This is a genomic window from Streptomyces sp. NPDC054765 (assembly GCF_053612065.1).
On sequence record NZ_JBSHBP010000044.1, the window covers coordinates 47,627 to 67,175 of the forward strand.

The 19,549-nt window shown below is 66.9% G+C and carries 16 protein-coding genes and 1 pseudogene; 7 read left to right on the plus strand and 10 right to left on the minus strand.

Annotation, left to right across the window (positions count from 1 at the left end; genetic code table 11):
* Positions 1–34: 34 nt before the first annotated feature.
* Positions 35–2,061, minus strand: a pseudogene (locus ACWGJY_RS25435) (DUF4158 domain-containing protein); the annotation flags it as partial.
* Positions 2,062–2,182: 121 nt separating this feature from the next.
* On the opposite strand from ACWGJY_RS25435, the gene ACWGJY_RS25440 reads away from it, so the two are divergent.
* The 4 genes from ACWGJY_RS25440 to ACWGJY_RS25455 all read left to right on the plus strand — a co-directional run bounded on the left by ACWGJY_RS25440 (position 2,183) and on the right by ACWGJY_RS25455 (position 6,009).
* Complete coding sequence (locus ACWGJY_RS25440) at positions 2,183–2,341, plus strand: hypothetical protein (RefSeq protein WP_453263155.1); 159 nt, start codon at positions 2,183–2,185, stop codon at positions 2,339–2,341.
* A complete protein-coding gene (locus tag ACWGJY_RS25445; protein ID WP_453263156.1) occupies positions 2,338–3,270 on the plus strand; it encodes a tyrosine-type recombinase/integrase in 933 nt (310 codons plus the stop codon). The genes ACWGJY_RS25440 and ACWGJY_RS25445 overlap by 4 nt, the downstream gene beginning before the upstream one ends.
* A gap of 545 nt (positions 3,271–3,815) precedes the next feature.
* Positions 3,816–5,597, plus strand: a complete 1,782-nt coding sequence (locus ACWGJY_RS25450; protein WP_453263157.1) for a tyrosine-type recombinase/integrase — start codon at positions 3,816–3,818, stop codon at positions 5,595–5,597.
* Entirely contained in the window at positions 5,587–6,009 is a 423-nt protein-coding gene (locus ACWGJY_RS25455) for a DUF6262 family protein (protein WP_453263158.1), read from the plus strand. The genes ACWGJY_RS25450 and ACWGJY_RS25455 overlap by 11 nt, the downstream gene beginning before the upstream one ends.
* A 248-nt stretch (positions 6,010–6,257) precedes the next feature.
* Here ACWGJY_RS25455 and ACWGJY_RS25460 read toward each other — a convergent pair whose 3' ends face one another.
* A complete protein-coding gene (locus ACWGJY_RS25460; RefSeq protein WP_453263159.1) occupies positions 6,258–7,133 on the minus strand; it encodes a LysR family transcriptional regulator in 876 nt (291 codons plus the stop codon).
* A 104-nt stretch (positions 7,134–7,237) separates the two neighbouring features.
* Between ACWGJY_RS25460 and ACWGJY_RS25465 the strand changes: the two genes are divergently transcribed.
* Positions 7,238–7,795 (plus strand): N-acetyltransferase family protein, encoded by a 558-nt coding sequence (locus ACWGJY_RS25465; RefSeq protein ID WP_453263160.1) that lies wholly within the window; start codon positions 7,238–7,240, stop codon positions 7,793–7,795.
* A gap of 119 nt (positions 7,796–7,914) precedes the next feature.
* Here the strand turns inward: ACWGJY_RS25465 and ACWGJY_RS25470 are convergent, their stop codons facing one another.
* The 7 genes from ACWGJY_RS25470 to ACWGJY_RS25500 form a co-directional block, all read right to left on the minus strand.
* A complete protein-coding gene (locus ACWGJY_RS25470) occupies positions 7,915–8,499 on the minus strand; it encodes an O-methyltransferase (RefSeq protein WP_453263161.1) in 585 nt (194 codons plus the stop codon).
* Positions 8,500–8,532: 33 nt separating this feature from the next.
* A complete protein-coding gene (locus tag ACWGJY_RS25475) occupies positions 8,533–9,303 on the minus strand; it encodes a sulfite exporter TauE/SafE family protein (RefSeq protein ID WP_453263162.1) in 771 nt (256 codons plus the stop codon).
* A complete protein-coding gene (locus ACWGJY_RS25480; protein WP_453263163.1) occupies positions 9,300–9,827 on the minus strand; it encodes a hypothetical protein in 528 nt (175 codons plus the stop codon). The genes ACWGJY_RS25475 and ACWGJY_RS25480 overlap by 4 nt, the downstream gene beginning before the upstream one ends.
* Positions 9,828–9,830: 3 nt before the next feature.
* Entirely contained in the window at positions 9,831–11,609 is a 1,779-nt protein-coding gene (locus tag ACWGJY_RS25485; protein WP_453263164.1) for an FAD/NAD(P)-binding protein, read from the minus strand.
* A 13-nt stretch (positions 11,610–11,622) separates the two neighbouring features.
* Positions 11,623–12,918: a pyridoxal phosphate-dependent aminotransferase gene (locus ACWGJY_RS25490; RefSeq protein WP_453263165.1), complete on the minus strand. Its 1,296-nt coding sequence runs from the start codon at positions 12,916–12,918 to the stop codon at positions 11,623–11,625.
* 10 nt (positions 12,919–12,928) lie between these two features.
* Entirely contained in the window at positions 12,929–13,696 is a 768-nt protein-coding gene (locus tag ACWGJY_RS25495) for an iron-containing redox enzyme family protein (RefSeq protein ID WP_453263166.1), read from the minus strand.
* Between the two features lie 776 nt (positions 13,697–14,472).
* Positions 14,473–15,927, minus strand: a complete 1,455-nt coding sequence (locus ACWGJY_RS25500; RefSeq protein ID WP_453263167.1) for an IPT/TIG domain-containing protein — start codon at positions 15,925–15,927, stop codon at positions 14,473–14,475.
* Between the two features lie 726 nt (positions 15,928–16,653).
* Here ACWGJY_RS25500 and ACWGJY_RS25505 point away from each other — a divergent pair.
* The gene (locus tag ACWGJY_RS25505) at positions 16,654–17,328 is read left to right on the plus strand and encodes a DUF4232 domain-containing protein (protein WP_453263168.1); all 675 of its coding nucleotides are present in this window, start codon (positions 16,654–16,656) and stop codon (positions 17,326–17,328) included.
* A 115-nt stretch (positions 17,329–17,443) separates the two neighbouring features.
* Complete coding sequence (locus ACWGJY_RS25510) at positions 17,444–17,671, plus strand: hypothetical protein (protein WP_453263169.1); 228 nt, start codon at positions 17,444–17,446, stop codon at positions 17,669–17,671.
* Between the two features lie 215 nt (positions 17,672–17,886).
* On the opposite strand, the gene ACWGJY_RS25515 is transcribed toward ACWGJY_RS25510, so the two are convergent.
* Positions 17,887–19,296 carry a DUF2079 domain-containing protein gene (locus ACWGJY_RS25515; RefSeq protein ID WP_453263170.1) on the minus strand — a complete coding sequence of 470 codons (1,410 nt, stop codon included), beginning with the start codon at positions 19,294–19,296 and terminating at the stop codon, positions 17,887–17,889.
* Positions 19,297–19,549: the final 253 nt, after the last annotated feature.

A 19,549-nucleotide genomic window follows, 5' to 3' on the forward strand; every position in this document is an offset into this window, starting at 1 on the left:
ATCCTGGCGTTGTCCGCGTAGACCGGCACCTGGTGGCACGGGTCAGCGCCTCGTAGCCGGGGTTCACCACCGGGGCCAGGCCGATGTTGCACGCCTCGGACACCAGCAGCGCGACCACCGAGGTGGACAAGTCCTTCATCCGGGTGGTGCCGTCCCCGAGGTGCACGAAGGCGTCGAGGAAACCGGTCCAGGCGTTCACCTCGAACAGCAGGTCCGGCAGGTCGATCTTCGGGAGCATCTTCTCGACCCGCTTGCGCAGCCAGGTCAGGGACTTCGGCTCGCCGAGCGCGCCGAGCTTGTCGACGTTCAGCTTCACCCGCCCGTCGTCCTGAACCTCGATGGAGACCTTCGCCGCCGGCCCCGCCTCCTCCAGACGTTCCGCGAGCTGCTTCCACCCGGCGTCCAGCCCCCGCACCAGCTCCGCCAGGTGCTCCTCGACGGGCATGTCCAGGCTCAGCCCGGCCAGCACGTCCTCCTGGACGGCCTCCCACTCGGCGCCGTCCAGCAGGCGGCCGCGCGGGTCGGACCAGCGGTGCGAGGGCGAGGCGAAGACGTCACGGTTGTTCAAGGCCCGGTACATCTGCTCCAGCACGCACACCACGTACGCGTCCCGGTCCACCGCGCCGTGCGGAAGTTCGGGGTTGGCGTACACCGCTTTGCGCCACGCCGGGGGCACGAGCTTGTCGTCCACCTCGCGCGGCAGCAGCGGCTTGACGCCCACCTTCCGCCGCGCCAGCGCCGGCAGGGCGCGGACCCCGGCCAGGACCCGCTTGCCGGCACTCGCCGCGTCCAGTGCCTTCGACTCGCCCAGCAGCGAACAGGAACGGACGCACCGTGGCGTACCGGGTCGCGAGCGCGGCCCGCATCGCGACCTCGGCCGAGCCCTCGTCCTCGGGCACCAGCGACACCACCGTGGCCGCGGCGGTCATCACGGCGGCGCGCGGGGCGACTTCCTCCAGCGCCGCCCACAGTGCGGCCACGTCCAGGTCCGCGCCGTGCTCCTCGAACAGCTCCAGCTCCTCGAACAGCACCTTCGCTGCACGCGCGAGCGTGCGCGACGCCTTCTCCAACTGCGGCAGCGTGGACAGTCGCTCCTTCTCTGCCTTCCGCTTCGCCGTGTTCAGCAGCCGGGTGGCCATCAGGACCTGGAACAGGTCCAGGGCCTCATCGATCGCCTTCGCCTCCAGGTGCCGCATCACCGCGGTGAGCATCGCCGTGCGCTTGGGCTCGGCCGCACGTTCCAGCAGCGGCGCCTTCGACCCCAGCGCGTACCGGGCCAGCGCCGCCATCCGGTTAGGCGGAATCTGCGACAGCTTCAACCGCCCGAGCCGGTACGAGCCGATCTCGTCCACTCGCTCCAGCGCACGGGCGAACGCGGGGCCCGTCGTCCGCGTCGGCGGCCGGCGCAGCCGCTCCAGCTCCGAGAACCGGGAGCCCTCCGGCGTCTTCAGCGTCGCCACCAGGTCGCCGGGCAGCGCGGGGTCCGCACGGCGAGCGGACCCCGCCACGGTGGCGTGCAGCCTCTTGTCCGCAACCTTGCGGACCTCCGACACCTGCCGGGCCAGCACGCTCACCCCGGGCAGCAGCACTCGGTTGCGGCGCAGCCAGCCCACCGCGTGGTCGAACAGTGCCTTCGGCCCCTCGGCATGCGTCCACGCCCGCCCGTGCAGGAAGGTGCGGAACCGCCGCGACCACTCCGGCTCCTCGTATTCGTGGTACTCGTACGTGTCCCGGATCTCCCACGCATGCTCGTACGCCGTCTTCGGCCGCTCGGTGTACCGCTTCACCACCGATGGGTCCTCGATCCCGAGTTGCCCGGCCAGGTGCTCGACCACCGGCCACGGGACATTGAGCGGGTCGTCCGGGAGAAACCGGCCGATGTAGCGCACGGTGCACATCTGGAGCGCGAAGCCCAGTTGGTGGTGCGTGGAGCGTCGCAGCGCGATCAGATCGCGGTCGACGTCGTCCAGGAAGAAGAACCGCTCCAGCTGGGCGGGTCGGCTCCTCGGCGAACTTCCCGTACGCCTCAGCCTTTATCTGTACTTGGTCTGAAGGTGTCAGGGACGTACGCCACGCGGTGCCCAACGGGGTGTCTGTCCCTGTGGCTGACATGCTCTCGTGACCGTTGTCCGCGACGGTCGTTGCTCCATCCGAGGGATCAACTGGGTGGGGAGGGGCCGCGATGTACGTGCGACGGGTCGTGGGGTCCGGGGTGCGGCAGGAGACGTACGCCGTCGTGGACGATGAGGGACGGGTCGTCGAGCCGGTGGATGACTACCTCGCGCTGTGTACCGACCGGGAGCACTCACCGAACACGCTCGCGCCCGGGCCTTTGACTTGAAGGCGTGGCTGGACTTCCTACAGCTCCTGGGCATCGATCTGCTGGCGGCGTCCCCTGAACAGGTGGACCAGTTCGCCGGGTGGTTGCGGCGCCCGGTCCAGCCCGGACGGCTGCGGCTGGCGGATACCGATGGCGGGCCGGCCCGCGAGGCGTCGACGGTGAACCGCGCGCTGAACAGCGTCTACATGTTCTACGAGTTCCTCGCCCGCCGCGGTGTCGGTATGGGCGCCCAGCTGACACATCGCCGGGCGACCTCGATCGGAGACCACGGTGGCTTCCTGGCCGGCATCGCCGAGCGCCAGGTCACCGGACGGCCGACTCGGTTGAAGCAGATCAAGCGGCGGCCCGGGACTCTGGCAGATGCCGAGGTGCAGCAGATTTTGGACGCCTGTGAGCGACTGCGGGACCGCCTGCTGATGGCCTTGATGTTCGAGACCGGCTGCCGGATCGGGCAGGCGCTGGGGCTGCGGCACGAGGACATCAATACGGACCGGCGGACCTTGACGTTGCGGCCCCGGGACAACAACGCCAACAGGGCACGCGGCAAGAGCCGGGACCCCAAGGAGATCCCGGTCCGGCAGACGTTGCTCGACCTCTACACCGACTACCTGTTCGCCGAGTACGGCGAGCTGGACTGCGACTACGTGTTCGTGAACCTGTGGAACGGGACGGTCGGTGCACCGATGAAGTACTGGGCGGCGATGAGCCTGGTCAAGCGGCTGCGGCGGCGGGCGGGAGTCGACTTTCATCCACATCTCTTCCGGCACACTCACGCGACAGCGCTTTTGCGGGCGGGCGTGCGCCTGGAGGTGGCGAGTGAGTTGCTCACGCACGGCTCGGTCCACACCACGGCAGATACCTACAACCATCTGGACGCTGACGACCTGGCCGAAGAGCTGGACCGTGTCGGCTTCCGGGGCGCCCGGTGAACGCCGACGGCCGTATGGCCGCCGTTGTCCCGTTTCCCGGGGATCCGCGAACCGCTGCCCTTCTGGGTGTGGTGCGGCCAGAGTTCCGGGGCGAGCGGTTCGTCCCTCCGGCCGGACACTTCCTGGCTCCGCCCCCGTGCGTGATCACCACGTGCTTGAGGAAGAACGCCTCCCGGGGCTTGTGCGCCGATCATGATGTGGCCTGGCGCAAGGCCGGGCGCCCCGAACGTGAGGCATGGATCGCGGACCCGGCGAACAGGCCAGCAGGGCTGAGCCTGGAGGTGGCTTCGTGTCTGGTCGTCGGATGCCCCTATTCCGGGGGCCTGTCGCGCCTGTGTGACCTGCACCTTTCCGGTTGTAACGGCCTGCACTCGCGCGGCCAGAGCATCGGCGTCCGTCAGTACGCGGCTGCGGCGGCGGTGCTCTCACGTCCGGCTGCCGGACGGTGTGGCTTCGCGGGCTGTGGTTATGAGGTCAGCCGTCACGGTCTGTGCGACGGACACCACTACCGCTGGACGAAGGTCGGACGGCCGCCCCTGTCGGAGTTGCGCGCAGAACTGGAGCGCCGCGCCGCCCCGAGCTTCTCCGTTGCAGGTCTCCCGCCGCTGGTGGCGTTGGAGTTCCAGTACCTGCTCCAGGTCCGCACCGACCAGCGCCGGTCGAAGGTGGTTCCCAGTTCCTGGGTCCGCGCGGTGAACACCGTCATCGCTGAGGGCGTCACTTCGGTACGCGACCAACATGCCTGCTATTGGCGCCAGTTGTCGCTCAACCACACCACCGTTCCGCAGCTCTTCACGGACCTGCTGGAAGCCCTTGATGACCTCGACGGCCCTGCTGAGGAGTGGGACAGGGACGTGTGGCGTCCGGAACGCCTCGGCTACAGCATCGAGGAACGGCGACAGGTCGCCCCACTGGACTTCACCGGCATCACCCAGCCCTGGCTACGGGAGAGGACCAAGCGCTACATGCGGCTGCGGCTCGCGCGCACGGAACTGCGCTCGGTTGCGCGCAATGTCCACGACGTTGTTGTCTTCTCCCGGTTCATCACCGAAAGCCGCCCCGACCAGCAGAACGACCCGGCAGTCCTGGACCGTGCGTTGCTGGAGTCGTACATCGGCTGGGTCGGCCGCAGGACGGTGGAGAAGAAGGGCCCTCACTACGGGCAGCCGGTGAGCCCCGGCAGCCGCATCCGCCTGCTGTCGGTGATCTCCACCATGCTCGAAACGTGGCGCCGCTACGGCTGGCAGCCCGTGCTGCCGCCGGATGCCCGGATCCACCGGGACGAGTACCCGCGCCAGCGCGGGCTGAAGGCCAACTTCATCGACGAGTACCTGATGGAGCAGATCGAGTCCGAGGAGAACTTGGCCCTGCTCGACCCCGAGACCCGCACGCTGGTGCTGATCTGCCGAGACGAGGGGCTCCGCATCGGCGAGGCACTCACTTTGAAGACCGACTGCCTGAAGAAGACCCCGTCGGGCCGCTGGGCCCTGGTCCACTACAAGAGCAAGGACAAGAGTTTCCGCGCAATCCCCGCCTCACGCGTGGTCGTGGACGCTATCCGCGGGCAGCACGGCCGCGTCCGGGAACGCTTCAGCGACGGCTGCCACTGGCTGTTCCCCAAGGTCAGCGGCAACCCGGACGGGAAGTATCCGATGCCCTACGGCACGGCCGACACCCGCTTCGACGCCTGGCTGAAGCGCATCCGGCTCATCGACTCCAACGGCGACGCCGCCGTCGTCAACTGGCACCAGTTCCGGCACACCCTGGGTACCAGAATGGCGAACGCGGGCGTGTCCGGACGCACCATCCGCGAAGTCCTCGGTCACACCTCCTGGGAGATGCAGGAGCACTACTCACGCATCGCGGACGACACGCTTCGCCGTGAGTACGAGGAGAAGTACGAGGTCCGCTTCAACCTCAAGGGCGAGGCCGTCAAGGTCCGCCGCGACGCCGACCTGTCCGGCGTCGAGTGGCTCGCCGAGAAGATCGGGCGACGACTCCACGCGGTGGCCGGCGGCTGGTGCGGACGGCACATCGCGCGTCCCTGCCCCAAGACCGCCGCCGACGGCTGCTACTTCTGCGAAGACTTCCAAACCGATCGGCAGTTCCTGCCGATCCACCGCGACACCCTCGCCCGCACACGCGAACTGCAGGTCAGCGCCACGGCAGCGGAGCGTCCTCGCGCTGCCGCCGTCAACGAGCGGCTGGCCACCGCCGTCGAGCATGTCATCGCGAGCATCACCGAGCAGGAACACGACGAGCTGTCCCCGCCACCGGACAGCGAAGCCGTCCGCCACGAGACCGAGAGGGCATCTGATGCGGGCTAACAACTCGGCCCACCTGGCCGAAGCCGCTCAACAACGTCGCTTGGACTGCATCGAACGCGTCCAAGCAGTCCTGAACAGCCTGGAGCGTGACGGCGGCCCGGTCACCGTCGCCGGGGTCGCTTCTCGGGCCGGCGTTTCCCGCACCTTCCTCTATGACGACGCCCAGACGGATCTGCTGACCAGACTGCGGAATCTCGCCGGCGGGCAGCCCACCTCGGGCCGTCCCGCCCTGCCCGACAAAGAGCGCATCACCACCAAGTCCCACGAGGCCGTCGTGCGCGCGCTGCGAGGGGTCAACCAGAGACTCAACGAGGAGAACGAGCGGCTCCGCAACGAACTCGCGGTCACACTCGGGCAACTCCGAGACCTCCGCCGAGGCATCCCCACGACCGCCGAGACCTCACGTCGCTGACACCGTCAGCGACACAAACACCGAGCTCAGCGTGATGGTTGATCTCGAAGAGTCCAGATAACAGCCTGCTCATCAGTCAGAAACTCCACCGGCACGGACGGACCGTAGCCAGCACCGGTACCGGCCCAGCGATCTTTCCGCGAACCCCAGCGGAGCCTCCAGCCGGTGTACTAGCCGACCATGATCGTTCTCAGCGCCAACCGCTGTACCAATGTTCCCCGAGGCCGGTGTCCGTGGGGTGCGGTGCGTCAGGGCCCGAGGTGCTCCAGGGCGTTGATCACGGCAGCGATGGCGGGCTCGGCGGCGCGTTCGCGGTGGTGGGCTGCCATGAGGTCGACGTGCCATTCGGGCATGTCGCTCACGTCGAGTTCGACCAGGGAGCGGGTGGCGAGGTCGCGTTCGACCGTGGCGCGGGTCAGGACGGCGACGGCCTGCCCGGAGCGCGCGAGATCGGCTGCGGTCTCGGCGGAGCTGATGCGGTAGAGCTGATGCGCGCGGGTGGGGGCGTCCAGGAGCTGTTCGTGGAAGAGGTCCGCACCACTGCCCCAGAAGTTCACGGCGAGGGGGTGACCGCTCAACCGGGCGGTGTCGCAGGGGCGTGCCGCGAGCGGGTGGTCCGGGTGGCAGACCGCGATGACCGGCTCACTGCGGAACTTGTGCAGCCGTACCTCGTGGGCGTGCGGCACCGGCAGCGTGATGGCGATGTCGGTCGTGCCCGCGGCCACTCGTCGCAGTGCGCTCGGGCTGTGCTGGTCGTCGACCACGACGGCGTATCCGAGCGGCTGTAGGGCGCCGATGACGAAGGGGACGGCCAACGGTGCGTAGCCGGCGTGAGTGGTCACGTGCAGGGTGCCCTGGGTGTCGTCCTCCCGGGCGATGTCCAGGGCTCGGACCGTCAGATCCAGGCACCGCTCGGCGTGGGGCAGCAGCCGTTCTCCCGCGGGCGTCAGTGACACTCCTCGGCTCGACCGGTTGAGCAGCGGCCGGCCGACGAGCCGTTCCAGCCGGCGCAGCCGCTCGCTGACGGACGGCTGTGCGACCCGCAGTTCACGTGCCGCGGCGGACAGCGAGCCGGCGGAGGCGGCGGTGACGAAGACGCGCAGGTCTGCGAGTTCCAGTGCCATAGGCGCACCCTATGGCCAGCCGCTTTGAATCATGGGGTTCTGCGTGGCCGGCGGCGCCCATAGCGTGCCGGTACGACGTCCCCTTTGGCCTGAGGAGCCGCACTGTGCACGAGATTCACGAGACGGCTGTCGAACTCGCCCCTGCGACTGCGCGTGATCTGCCCGGGATCGTCGCCATCCAGAATCACACGGCCGCGACCTCGCACGCCCGGTTCGCCACCAGGCCGCTGCTTACGGAGGAGCGGCGCGACTGGTTCGCTCAGTTCGCGGAAACGGGCCCGTATCGGATGCTCGTCGCCCGCTGCGGTAACCAGGTCCTCGGTTATGCGTGCAGCCAACGCTACCGCGCTCAGGACGCTTTCCGGGAAACGGTCGAGGTGAGCGTCGGGCTCGGTGAGGTCAGTAGAGGGCAGGGGCTGGGAACCGCCCTGTACCGTGCGCTCTTCGGCCTCCTGGCCGACGAACCGGTACACGTCGTCCTCGCCGGCATCGCCCTGCCGAACGACGCGTCGGTGGCCTTGCACCGCAAGTTCGGCTTTGCCGAGATCGGGACCTTCCACGAGTACGCCGTGAAGAACGGCCAGTACATAAGCTCCTTGTGGATGCAACGCCTGCAGTCCGCTCCGCTCTCGGGAGCAGACCGGAGCAGGCCGCGTCCGTGATCGTGTGTCAGGGCCGGCCGGGTAGGGGGGCCGGGGGCCCGGAAGAGCGTGCGGTCACCGCAGGCGGCAGCGCGTTCGTCGCCCCGCCGGGGCGGGCGGCAGCGTTTGCACCAGGACTGTCAGGTGTCCTTCAGAATCACCAACTCGCCTTTGCCGATCGGGGAAAGGGAACTGAGGTAGCCATCCGAAGCCGCGACCAGGCGGTTGAAGTCTTCCATCTGGTGGGCGTGGGAGGTCGCATTGTCGACCACGAGCAGGCGGCCGTCCGCGAGGATCCGCTGCAACGAGGGCCACCAGTCGGCGTACTGTCCGCGATCGCTGTCCAGAAAAATGAAGTCGTACTCGCCCGCACCGCACGACGCGATGAAGAGGCCGGCGTCGTCCGCGATCTGCTGAATGCGAGGGCAGAGCCCGGCGCGCCGAAAGTTCTGCTCAGCCATCGCGATCTTGTGAGGTGCCCGTTCGATGGTGGTGACCGACCCGTCCTCGCCCACGGCGTCTGCGAGCCACAACGTCGAGTAGCCGTTCGACGTCCCGATCTCCAGCACGTTCTTGGCCTTGCATGCCTTGACAAGTAACGCGAGGAATACGCCGGTGTCGTGTGTGATGTTCAGCATCTTCCGACTTCGGTCGTCCGCCGACGCATCGTTGACCTCTCCGAATTCCTCCAACTCACGCAGCAGTTCGGCGAGACCGCGTTCCATGATGTGTTCCTCTCCTTGCATCATGAGGCCTTATCAGCCAGTCAGGCTCTGTATCGCGATGTACAGGCCGAGAAGCAACAGGGCGACACACAGTACCGTTCGAAACTTTTCCTCGGAGATCCCCCGGCGGATCCGATTGCCGAGCGACATCCCGAGAAACGCCGGGGCCAAGGCGGCGGCTGACATGACGCCGAGATTCATGGTGAGCAGGTCTTGCGTCCGCAGCGACCATGCCAGACCAACAGTGGAGAGCGTGAAGAGGATGCCCATGCTCTGCACCAGTTGATCGCGCAGAAGCCCAAGGGATTGCAGGTAGAAGACTCCTGGGACGGCTGACGAGCCGGTCATTCCGGTGAGGAAGCCGTTGGTGGCTCCGAAGAGCACACCCGCGGGGTGGTGCCACCACCTGGCTCTGATGTTCACCCGGAGCCTGAACAGTCCGAGCGTTCCATACACCGCGAGCCCCAAGCCGAGCAGGGACGACATCACGTCTGCCCGGAAATAGCTCAGTGTGAACGCACCGGAGACGGTGAAGGCCGTGGCCGCCAGGAGAAACGGCCATGTGAGCCGAACGACTTCCCGGCCGTGACCGCCTTGCGAAGCCTGCAGGACGTTGGTCAGGAACGTCGGAATGAGAATCAGCGCCTTCGCGGGGTTGATCCCGACCGTCGCAGCGAGAATCCCGAGGACGACAGGCGGCAGGCCGAGGCCGGTCAGCCCCTTGACCAACCCACCCACGAAGAACGTCACGACGATCAACGTGACGGTGGCCACGTCGAAGGAGATCAGGGGCGTGTCGGTCAAGAGTTGCGGCCACCTCGCGGGTGCGCGGTCTCCACCCCACGGGAAGCGAAGCACCGCAGTGCCGCGACGACGTCGGCCTGCTCCTCCGAGTCCAGGACCTCGGGCTTCTCCTGTTCGAAATGATCGGCGAGTTTACTGATGTCGCTCTTACGGTCCTCGATGTAGACGGCGCCGCCCGTGACATGCGTCGCCGCGCGCTCGGCGAACTGCCCCGCGATGTCCTTGGCGGCCGGGACGAAGTTGATGTCGAATGCGCCGATCTGCAGGAGAACGTAGCGTGAGGGCGTTCCGACCGGTGCTCCATTGACAAACCTGTGCTTGCTCGGGTGGGGAACCTGGAACACCTGGTCCGGCTGGACGGTGAATACCTCGTCCGTGTCGGGCAGCTCGATCGTGATCTGCCCCCTTGAGCAATACATCATATCGGACACTTCGTTATGGAAGTGATAGGGGACAGCCTTGTGATCGAGATTGAACAGACTGACCCGCAGGCCGTCCTGATAATGGAATTCCTTCATCTCCATTGCTCAACTCCCTGTCTCGGTACTGACCAACCCGGGATCATCGACGGCTGCGGATCGTGAGGTGACGGCCGCCGCGACGTCGAACCAGTCGTCGGCAACCCACTCGGCCGCCTCGACGAATGCGCCGGCGAAATTGTGTTCGTGCTGCCAGAATCTGACGGGCGAACCGTAGGAGGTGAGATGCGGCGACGGAACACACACACCGCCCATCCGCTTCATCACCCGGTATCCGCCACGGGCGTCGAGCGCGATACCGCCCGTGGCATATCCTCCTTCTTCATGCGGGACGATCTCGCCTCGCTTCAGAAGGTTCTGCACGAACGGTGACGGATGGTTTTCCATGCGGAAGTCCTGCCCGCTGGCACGGATCACGCAGTCTGCCCGCAAGGTCGACTGTCCGCCCTCGTCGGACTGGTAGGTGATCCGGAAACCACCGCCCTCCCGCACTGCTATGGGCGGCGCGTCATAGCCCTGCTTCACGGTCGTCAGTATTCCGGCGTCCATCAACGCGAGGAGCTTTTCCGCGTTTGCGGACGGCATCGGCACGGCCGTCCGAATGAAGTGGGTGTCGAGCAGACGGTCGTACGTAGCCTTGTCAGACGGTTCGAGCCGGCTGTAGAAGCGCATCCTTCGCGCTTTCAAGGCAATGGTGTAGACAAGGTTTCCGGTGTACGAATCCTGGAGATCACTCGCCAGCTTTTCCTTGGCGGAGGGATAGCGGGGGTTTGTGACGTCGTTCCACCCCACTGCCCCCGCGGTTGCCCGGCGCAGATCCTTGTCCAAGAGCTCCAGAATGCGCTCGATCTCCAGATGCCCTTGGTGATCGCGCCGGATCTCCGCGAGGTTCTCCTCCGTGAGATGGTGCGGCTCGTAAGGTGCGAGCGGCCCCCGAACGGGGGAAAAGAACCCGCAGCGCGATCCGGCGACAATGTGCAACGGCTCTTCGCCAGCCTGCGCCACCGGCTGGTACGACGCGATATGACCGTCGTAGGTGTACGTGAACTCGCCTTCACCGCACAAGGTCATGATGGCGTCGATGCCGCTCGGGCCCATCCCCTGGACGAAAACACAGGGCCGCTCGCCGTGTGCGCGCCGTGAGCGGATACGTTCGGCGACGGCAGCTTTCACTGCGTCCGGTGGATAGGGCGACGCGACGTATCCACCGTCTCCGGAAAGGTCGCCGGCCGCCGTGGACTGCCAGTGCCCGGTGCTCAGCAGGACGCGGTCGAGCCCGTCCACGGTGAACTCGTGGCCGGTATCGAGGTTACGGAGAGAGAGGGCGAAACCCTGCTCCGTCGCGTGGCCGTCGACGGCCTCGTGGCGTACGTACTCCTGAGCGTCGATGCCATGCGCGCGGGCTCGCTCGACGGCCTCCTGGAACCGTTTTTCGAGATACCTGCCGAACAAGGCGCGCGGATAGAACTCGCCGTTGTCGGGCTGCCATTCACCCAGCTCGATTCCGGGGTGGGTCTCCAGGACCAACTCCGGATAATCTCTGATGAGCCATGGCTTGCTCTCCACCAGCCAATCGACGAAATCATTGCCGTGGATTCCCATGGTGCTCGCCTCATTGTTGCACCGATGTGCAAGCTGGGCGTTGTCTTTCGCGTAGGGATATCCCGGCCCGTTCACCGGCCCCCGCTCCACCGTGACGATCGTGACGGCCGAGGGTGAGAGCGAGGGCTTGCGGCGTGGATCGGTGAGTCGCTGCACCAGATGCCACAACGCGCAGGTGCCTGCGAAACCGGTGCCGATGATGCCGTAGGTGACGCTTTCCCTCATGTTGGCATTCAGGTCAGGACTCCAAGCGTGTGAGGGCGCGCCTGATACGTGTGCCGGCTTCGCTCACGAGCGAACCCGCCCGGCCGCAGTTGATCCGCACGAAGTGATGCAGGAGGTGGCCCTCCGCGAAGTGGCCACCGCCGATCGTGGCGACCTTTGCCTCGGCCAGCAGAAACTGATCGGCGCTGCCGTAGCCGTGCTTCTGGTAGGCGTCGGCGTAGCTCGAAAAGTCGACGAACAGGAAGTAGCCCCCTTGGGCAGGGCTGATCTTCAACGAGGGGATCGCGTCGAGCTCGCGCAGCATGGTCGACAGATGGGTGCGCGCGGCCTTCGCCCTGGCGGCCGCCACCTCGTCCATTTCCGGCTGCAAGGCGACGTGCGTAGCAATCTGGCCGTAAGTGGACGCGAACGAGGTGAGGTTGACCTGTGCGCGCGCCGCTGCGTCCACGATGTCCGGCGGACCGCAGAGGTAACCGATCCGATCGCCGTGCATGCCGTACGTCTTGCCCGGTCCGGTCACTGCCACGGTCCACGGCCGCATGGAGCAGCTGCCGCCGCCGGGGAGCGGAACGTCGAGGGCGGCAAACGTCTTGGCGCGGGCCCCCACGATATGGGCCTCATAGGGGGAGTCGAACAGGACATGGACCGGGCTCTCGCCGCGGGACTCACGCCGCACATTGTGCCGGGCGACGACATCGGCCAGCGCCGACAGTTCCTCGGTCGAGTAGACCTTGCCCGTCGGGTTGATGCAGTCGCCAAGCACGACAATCTTGGTCCGCTCCGAGAGCGCTCCCTCAAGAGCCGGCGCCGTCAGGCCATCGTGCGCCGTGACCAGGACGGTCTTCGGGATGGCTTCGTGCAGCCGCACCATGTCCGAGTAGTGCGGCCAGTTGGGCACGGGGATCACCACTTCGTCGCCTGGGTTCAGCAAGGCATGGAAGGTTACCGAAATCGAACCTTTCACACCGCCCGGCGTGACCATGATTTCACTGTTCGGGTCGTACGCAATTCCGTGCAGGCGAGCCACTCGCGCGGCCACCGACTCCAAGAGGAACGGAAACCCCTTGATGGGCGCAAACGCATGAATCGTGCCGGATTGCTTCTCCACGAACTCGATCACGCCTCGGTCGATCCGGGGATCGGTCGGTGTGTCCAGTGCGCCAATGCTGAGGTCGATGATCTGGTCGCCCTCGGGGAGTGCCTGGTTGAGCGCGGCGATCTTCGCCGCGGTTCCATGAGTCGCCGATTCCGGAATGCTCAGGATGGCGTCGGAAATGCCACGATTTTTCTGCACGGTCGTCCGAGTCACCTCTCCCCTGCTAGGAATTCAACTCGCGGACGGCCTTGTACATCGCGTCCCACATCTCCCGTTGAATTTTCAGCGTCTCTTTCGCACCGTAGGCGATCTCGGCGACGTCAACGTCGGTACGGCAATTGTTCTGGACGCACTTCTTCGCATCGGCGGCATGGCGTTCCTCGACGCCCTCCTGGCCGACGTGGACGTTGAAGTAGATCTCGACGTTGTCGACGAACTCGGATTCGGGCTGCTTCTTGTTGCTGTTGCGGAACGCCGTACGGCAGATCTGCAGCATCCGGTCGGCGTGGGACTCCAGGGCCATCGCGACGCCCAGCATGCGGTGGTAGTTGGCGCCCAGCAGCTCCAGGGTGCGCGCGCGGTACGCGAACGTCTCCGGGATGACCAGGTCACTGTTCCGCGCGTCCTTCACGAGCAACGGTGCCAGGCCGAACTCGACTTGACCATGTAAATTGTGGGCGTTTTCCATCAACACCTCATGGCAGTGGGCGGCCTCGCCGTTCCCGGCCTCCTCGTTGAGGATGTAGGAGAACAGGACCAGGGTGTCCCGATCGTCGTTGGCTGCCGCCTGCGCGCACACATGGGCGATGCCTTTGACCGTGCCCTCGGTGCGCTGGAAGAAGTTCGCCCGGTGAAAGTCGTAGGTCTCGCTGCTCCACGGCGAGTTCTCCAAAAACTTGAAGTACTCGTTGTCGTAGACCGGGTGCCGCTCCAACTCGTCCAGGAGCAACGTGACTTGATCGTGAAGTGCAATTGCCGTGCTTGTCGTCATCTTGCTTCACTCCAGTTCACACAGGTCTGGATCGTGGTCAATATGGTGGCCGAATTAACGCACCGATCCACGGAACAAATGACTTACCGACGTCTTCGATCGCACATGATCACTATCAGGAGCCATCGTGACGGCCCCGCCGGTGAACTGCAAGAGTTCGCCCGCGAATTCGCCCACCTCTTGTCAGAGAACCGCCCGGACCCGAGGGGAGCTTTTTCCATTCTGCGGACGGAGGGAAAGCCGCTCACTCCCCCTGTGCGCCATATCGCGCCGCGAAAACCTGAGATCCGGAATCGGACAGGACTAAAGAAACCGACTGACCTCTCTCCTGATGAAGGCAGAAGAATTCCTGAACGTAAATCCACCCTCCAGGTGAGCCACGATGACCACCCCGGCGTTCGGTCGTGTCCATGATTGCCTAAAGGTCGTTTCGGGGACAGCGTTTACCGGCCACTTGTCGGCAGACCGTCCGGCTACCCACGGTCACGGTTCCGTTACTCCTCCGGGAAGGTCGGTACGGCGTGGCGGTTGGCCGCGGTGGTACGGCAGGTGGCGGTTGCGGCGGCGCTCTCCAGGAAGAACCGGGCCGGACCCTCCGGAGTGCCGGTGCAGGGTCATGGCAGGCCGGCGAGCTGTCAGGGTCACCGATCCCGGCATGACAGGAAGTCATAGTCGGCTTGAAGTAGGCAGTGTGACCCCAAGGAACAGGCCCGGCACCGGTGATCATGTGGTGGTCGAGCGCCATGACAGCCCGAGCGGACCCGGCCTGCCCACGGTCAGGAGTCGAGGTAGGTGTAGGTGACGTCGTCGGCGACGCCTCCGCGGGTGGTGACGACGACCGGGACGGTGCCGGGCGGCCCGGGAGGGGTCGCGACGGTCAGTTGGCTGTCGTTGATGACGGTTGCGGTGACGGGGGTCGTTCCGAAGGTCACCTTGGTGACGGTGGCCAGATCGCGGCCGGTGACGGTGATGGCCGTGCCGCCCGCCGCGGGCCCGGAGTCGGGCGTGAGCGCGCTGATATGAGGCGGGGGGATGTAGTAGAAGGGCACGGGGTTGCTGGTGCCGCCGGGGGTGGTGACCGTGACGGCTACGACACCCTGGCCGGCCGGGGAGACCGCCGTGATTTCGTGGTCGTTGACGATCACGACCTGGGTGGCCGGCCGTGAACCGAAATGCACGGCGGTGGTGCGGCTGAGGTGCGTGCCGATGATGGTGACCGGTGTTCCGCCGCCGGTGGAGCCCTGGTTCGGGAAGAGGCCGGTGACCGCGGACAGGATGCTGACCGCGCCATTGCCGTTGTTGGCCACGTAGATGCTCAGCTCGTCCGGGGTGATCGCCACGCCGTAAGGGATGTTCAGCCCGGTGTAGGTGGCCACGACCGTGTTGGTGCTCGTGCTGATCGCCCGCACCGAGCCGTCGGCGTTGTTGCTGACATAGGCGATCAGGCCGTCCCTGGTGATGGCCACGGCGAACGGCAGGGAGAACCCGGGGATCGAGACGACGACCGTGTTGGTCTCCAGGTCGACGACATCGACCCTGTTGCCACCGTAGTTGGGAACGTACAGGCGTTGCCCGTCCGGTGTGACCGCCGGTACCCGGGGAAACAGGGGCCCGGTGATCTGGGCGACGACGGTGTGGTCAGCGGTGTCGATCACGCTGATCTCGTTGGAGCCTTCTTCACTGACGTAGGCGCGCCGGCCGTCGGGAGAGATCACCACGTTCCGCGGGCCGGCTCCGACCGCAATGGACGCGGAAACCGTGTGGGTGGCGGCGTCGATCACCTTCACCAAGTCCATTCCCTGGCAGGCGACGTAGATACGGCTGCCGTCGGGTGTGACAGCCAGCCCGACGGGGTTGCCCATACCGGGCACAGATTCCGTCACCGTATGGGTGGCGGTGGAAATGACATCGACAGTACTGACTTCATGGTTCGCCACATAGACGCGCTGCCCGTCCGGAGTGACGGCGGCGCCCCACGGTGCACCGCTGACGCTGATGGTGGCGATCACCTGCCGGGTGGCGGTACTGATCACCTTCACCGTGCTGTCGCCGAAGTCGGTCACATATGCCCACCGGCCGTCCGGGGTGATGACCACCGTCACCGGGCCCTGGCCCACCGGCACCGTGGTCGTCATCGTCAGCTCCTGCCCGGCCGGCCCGTCCCAGGCCACTCGGCCTCCGACCAGCCGCGGCGGCCCGCTCACCTTTCCCTGTCCGAAATCCCGTCCCATGCCACACCCCTTCAAGGAATCACGACGCGTTCCACATCCGCATCGACGGGTACGGGCGGCGGCCTCATCGGGGAGCAGGTCCGTACCGGCGGCACATGGCGACCGCGCAGTACGGGATCCCGGTTCCGTCGGACCCGGCCGGTTGTCACGTGTGGTCACGCGTTCTCCCCGAACCAAAGGGGCGACCCACCAGTGCGGCTTGGCACCTTCATCTCAGCTCCCCCAACGGGGTGACAATGCTTCCGGCCACGGACCACCACATCGGGCGAGCGCGATATCACGGCCCTGCGTCACTACCCGGCCGCCCGCGCGCAGCCGCGTACGGCTGCCGCCTGCCGCTGCCCCCGACGCTCCTCTTGCAGCCGGGATCGAGGCCCGAGCGCCCGGGACCGTGCCGGGTCCGGTTCCGGGCCCTGACCCGGCGCCCATGGCGAGACGTGGTCGGCCGCCACCCTCCTGGGCGTACCGAGCACGTACCGGAATCCCCTGACGGCCCATCCGGTAGGCCGAACGATGTCCGACAGCGGCATCCGGCCGACGTAAGCGGAACGTTAACGCAGCATAAGCGGACTGTCAGTGAGCACAGTGAGGATGACTCGTGCTCCGCAACCCCGCCCCACCTGGCTCCACCCACCGGATGTCAGGGTGTTGTGCCTCCCGTCCCCAGGACTGGAGGACGAGTGCCTCGCAGCTTCACGTTTCGCATTCAACCAGGTCAGGAGCGACATGTCCTTCCGCCCTTCCCCCCACCACGCACGTAAGGCCGCCGCTGCGGTGCTCGCCTCCGCTGCCGCGGTCGCGCTCACCGCCTGCCAGGACGGCAAGGCCAACAGCTCCGGGAGCGCGTCGTCGGCGACCGCCTCCCGTAGCGCCGGTTCCGGCACGGCATCCGGCGGGGGCGACACCTCGGGCGGCTCGCAGCACACCGACGGGCCGGCCGGCAGCAGCAGGCCCACCGCGGCACGAAGCGCCGCGTCCGCCGACAACTCCTCGGAGCGCTGCACGGCGACCTCGATGCGGCTGCGTCTGGGTGCGCCCGACGCGGGCGCGGGCAACATCCGCTACGCGCTGGTGTTCACCAACAGCGGCACGCGGTCCTGCACACTGCGGGGCTACCCGGGAATTTCCCTCCTGGCCCGGGACGGTCAGACGATCGGCACGCCCGCCGCCCGTGAAGCAGGGGCGGGCAAGGCCGTGACGCTGGCACCCGGCAGCAGCGCACACACGACGCTGCACACCATCAACGAGGGTCTGAAGGGCTCCGGCTGCTGGAAGAGCGCCGACCTGGTGCAGGCGTACCCGCCGGGCTCCAAGGAGGCGATGACCGCGCGCACTTCGGGCCTGAAGGTGTGCGGCAATGAGTTCACCGTCACTGCCATCGCGCCGGGCGCCGCCGGATAAGGGCGCGCCTCCTGCCGTCCGCGTCCCGGGGCGAAGCCGATCCGATCCGGCCGCTTCGCCCCCTGGGTGCCGTGCGCAGAGTGCATGCCGCGCCGGCGCCCATATAGTCGGGCCCATGAACGAGGGGAAAAAGAACGGGCTGCCCGGCCGCCGGGCTGCCCGTGTGGCGCTGTCCGTGTCCGGTGTCCTGACGGCCTGCATTCTGGTGCTGAGCGTGGCCTGCTGGACGGGCTGGTGGAACCCCGGATTCGGGTGGCTGTCGGCGAAGCTCGCGGCGAAGGCGGTCGTCGGGGTGTGCATGGGGTGCACGGCGCTGGTCGTCTGGATCAGGAAGCGTGGGTGACGCAGGCACGAGCAGGCGCCGGCCTTCGCCGTGCTGCCGCGCCGACCGGGGCGTACCTGTAGCGCCTCGGAAGGACGTGCACGGCTCCGTCGCGAGCCGTGCCTCGACCCGTATACGAGTCGCGGTACGGCGCACGCGTCCGGTGAGGTGGAAGAGGGCGCCGTACCGTTCCCGTAGTGGCCCCCCGTACGGAGGGTGGGGAGGAAGCGTGGGCGTTACGGTCTGCGCAGCAGGGTGATTCCGTCTTCCTCGGCGATGCGGACGTAGCCGTGGGCGCGGTAGAGGCGCAGCATGCGGTGGGTCTGAGCCACCGGACAGGGGGTTTTGACGGTCGGATCGTGACGGTCCGAGACCACCCAGCGCGGCGGATCGGCGGGAAGGGCGGTCGGTGCGGCGGGATCGGGACCGGTGCCGAAACAGACCAGGCTGACGGTGGCGCGTCCGGTCAGCATCGGGGCCAGCCGGTTCGAGGAGGCGACGGTGTCCCCGTCGGGGATACGGGCCAGCAGGCGCTCCGCCGTGCGGACATGGGCCGGGGTCCGCCAGGCCCAGGGGAGGAACAGGTCATGGAGCGGATAGACCGCGACCGTGACCGCGGTGAAGGCGGCGGAGAAGGCAAGGACCTTCCGGCGTGTGCGGGGTGGCGCCACATCCGGCCGTCGGTGGAGCACGTCGATGAGACCGGCGAAGACGATCGGCATCAGGATTGCGTTGTAATGGAAATTCGGCTGCCAGTAGTGCTCGTTGCCGGCCAGCAGCCGCCACGTGAGGGTGGGCACGCACAGCAGCGTCAGCGGGGAACGCAGGCCGAAAAATGCGGTGGGTGCGGCCAGCATGAACAGCAGCAGCCATTTCATCGGCGGCCAGAGCAGATGCAGTCCGGCGGACGCGAGGCCGGCGAGGCTGCCGGACGGGGATGCCGCGCCCGGCATCTGATGCCAGTAGTCGAAGCCGCCGCGGGGATTCATGGCGGGGAGCAGAACGAGGATTTCCACGGCCGTGCCCGCCACACCGAGAACCATGACGGCGATGCCCAGCAGGAAGGGGAAGTGCCGTCGCTCCGTTGGGCGGTCGCGCCGCTCACGTATTCCCTGCCATGCGATAGAAGCACCGATGGCGGCAAGCGTGAGTCCGAGGTCTTCTTTTACCAAGAGCAGCGGGAGTGCCCAGGCTGTCGCCGCCCACCAGCGCCGCTCGCCGAGCGCGGTGACGCTGAATGCGAGAAGCGGGACCGCACAACAGATTTCGTGGAAGTCCTTGGTGACTCCCGCGACGAGGCCCCAGGAGGCACCCAGCCCGCAGCCCACCGCCAGACCGGTGAGCGGTCCGATCGCCCGGTGCGCCCAGCGGGTGAGCGGATAACAGGCCGACGCCATCAGCGCGGCCTGCACCACGAGCAGCGTGACGGCACCGGGGAAGAGCCGGTAAACCGGGGCGACGAGCGCCAGGATGGGGTGGAAGTGATCTCCGAGGAGGTTGAAACCCGGGCCCTTGAGTTCCACGACCGGCGCCCGGCCATGCGCATAAGCACGGATTGCCTGCTCGAATATCCCCAGGTCGTATCCGGCATTGAGCATGCGGTCGTTCCGCAGGACCGACACCAGGGTGTAGACAACAAAAAACACCGCGGTCACGGTCCAGCCCATGGCCCGTGGGCCGGGCAGGCGTTTCCCGAACGCGGCGCCGACCTCCGATACTTGGCGCTCCGAGGGTATTCGGTTGAACCACCTTCCCCCGGCCCGTTCCACCGTTTCCACCATCGCACCAACCGTCATCGACTCGGCAAAGGAACACGATGTCCGCCCCGGCGAAGCGACGGAGGCAGGTGGGGCAGGAATGGCTGCCCGCGGCAGAGAATTCGCTCCCGCCCCTGCCCTT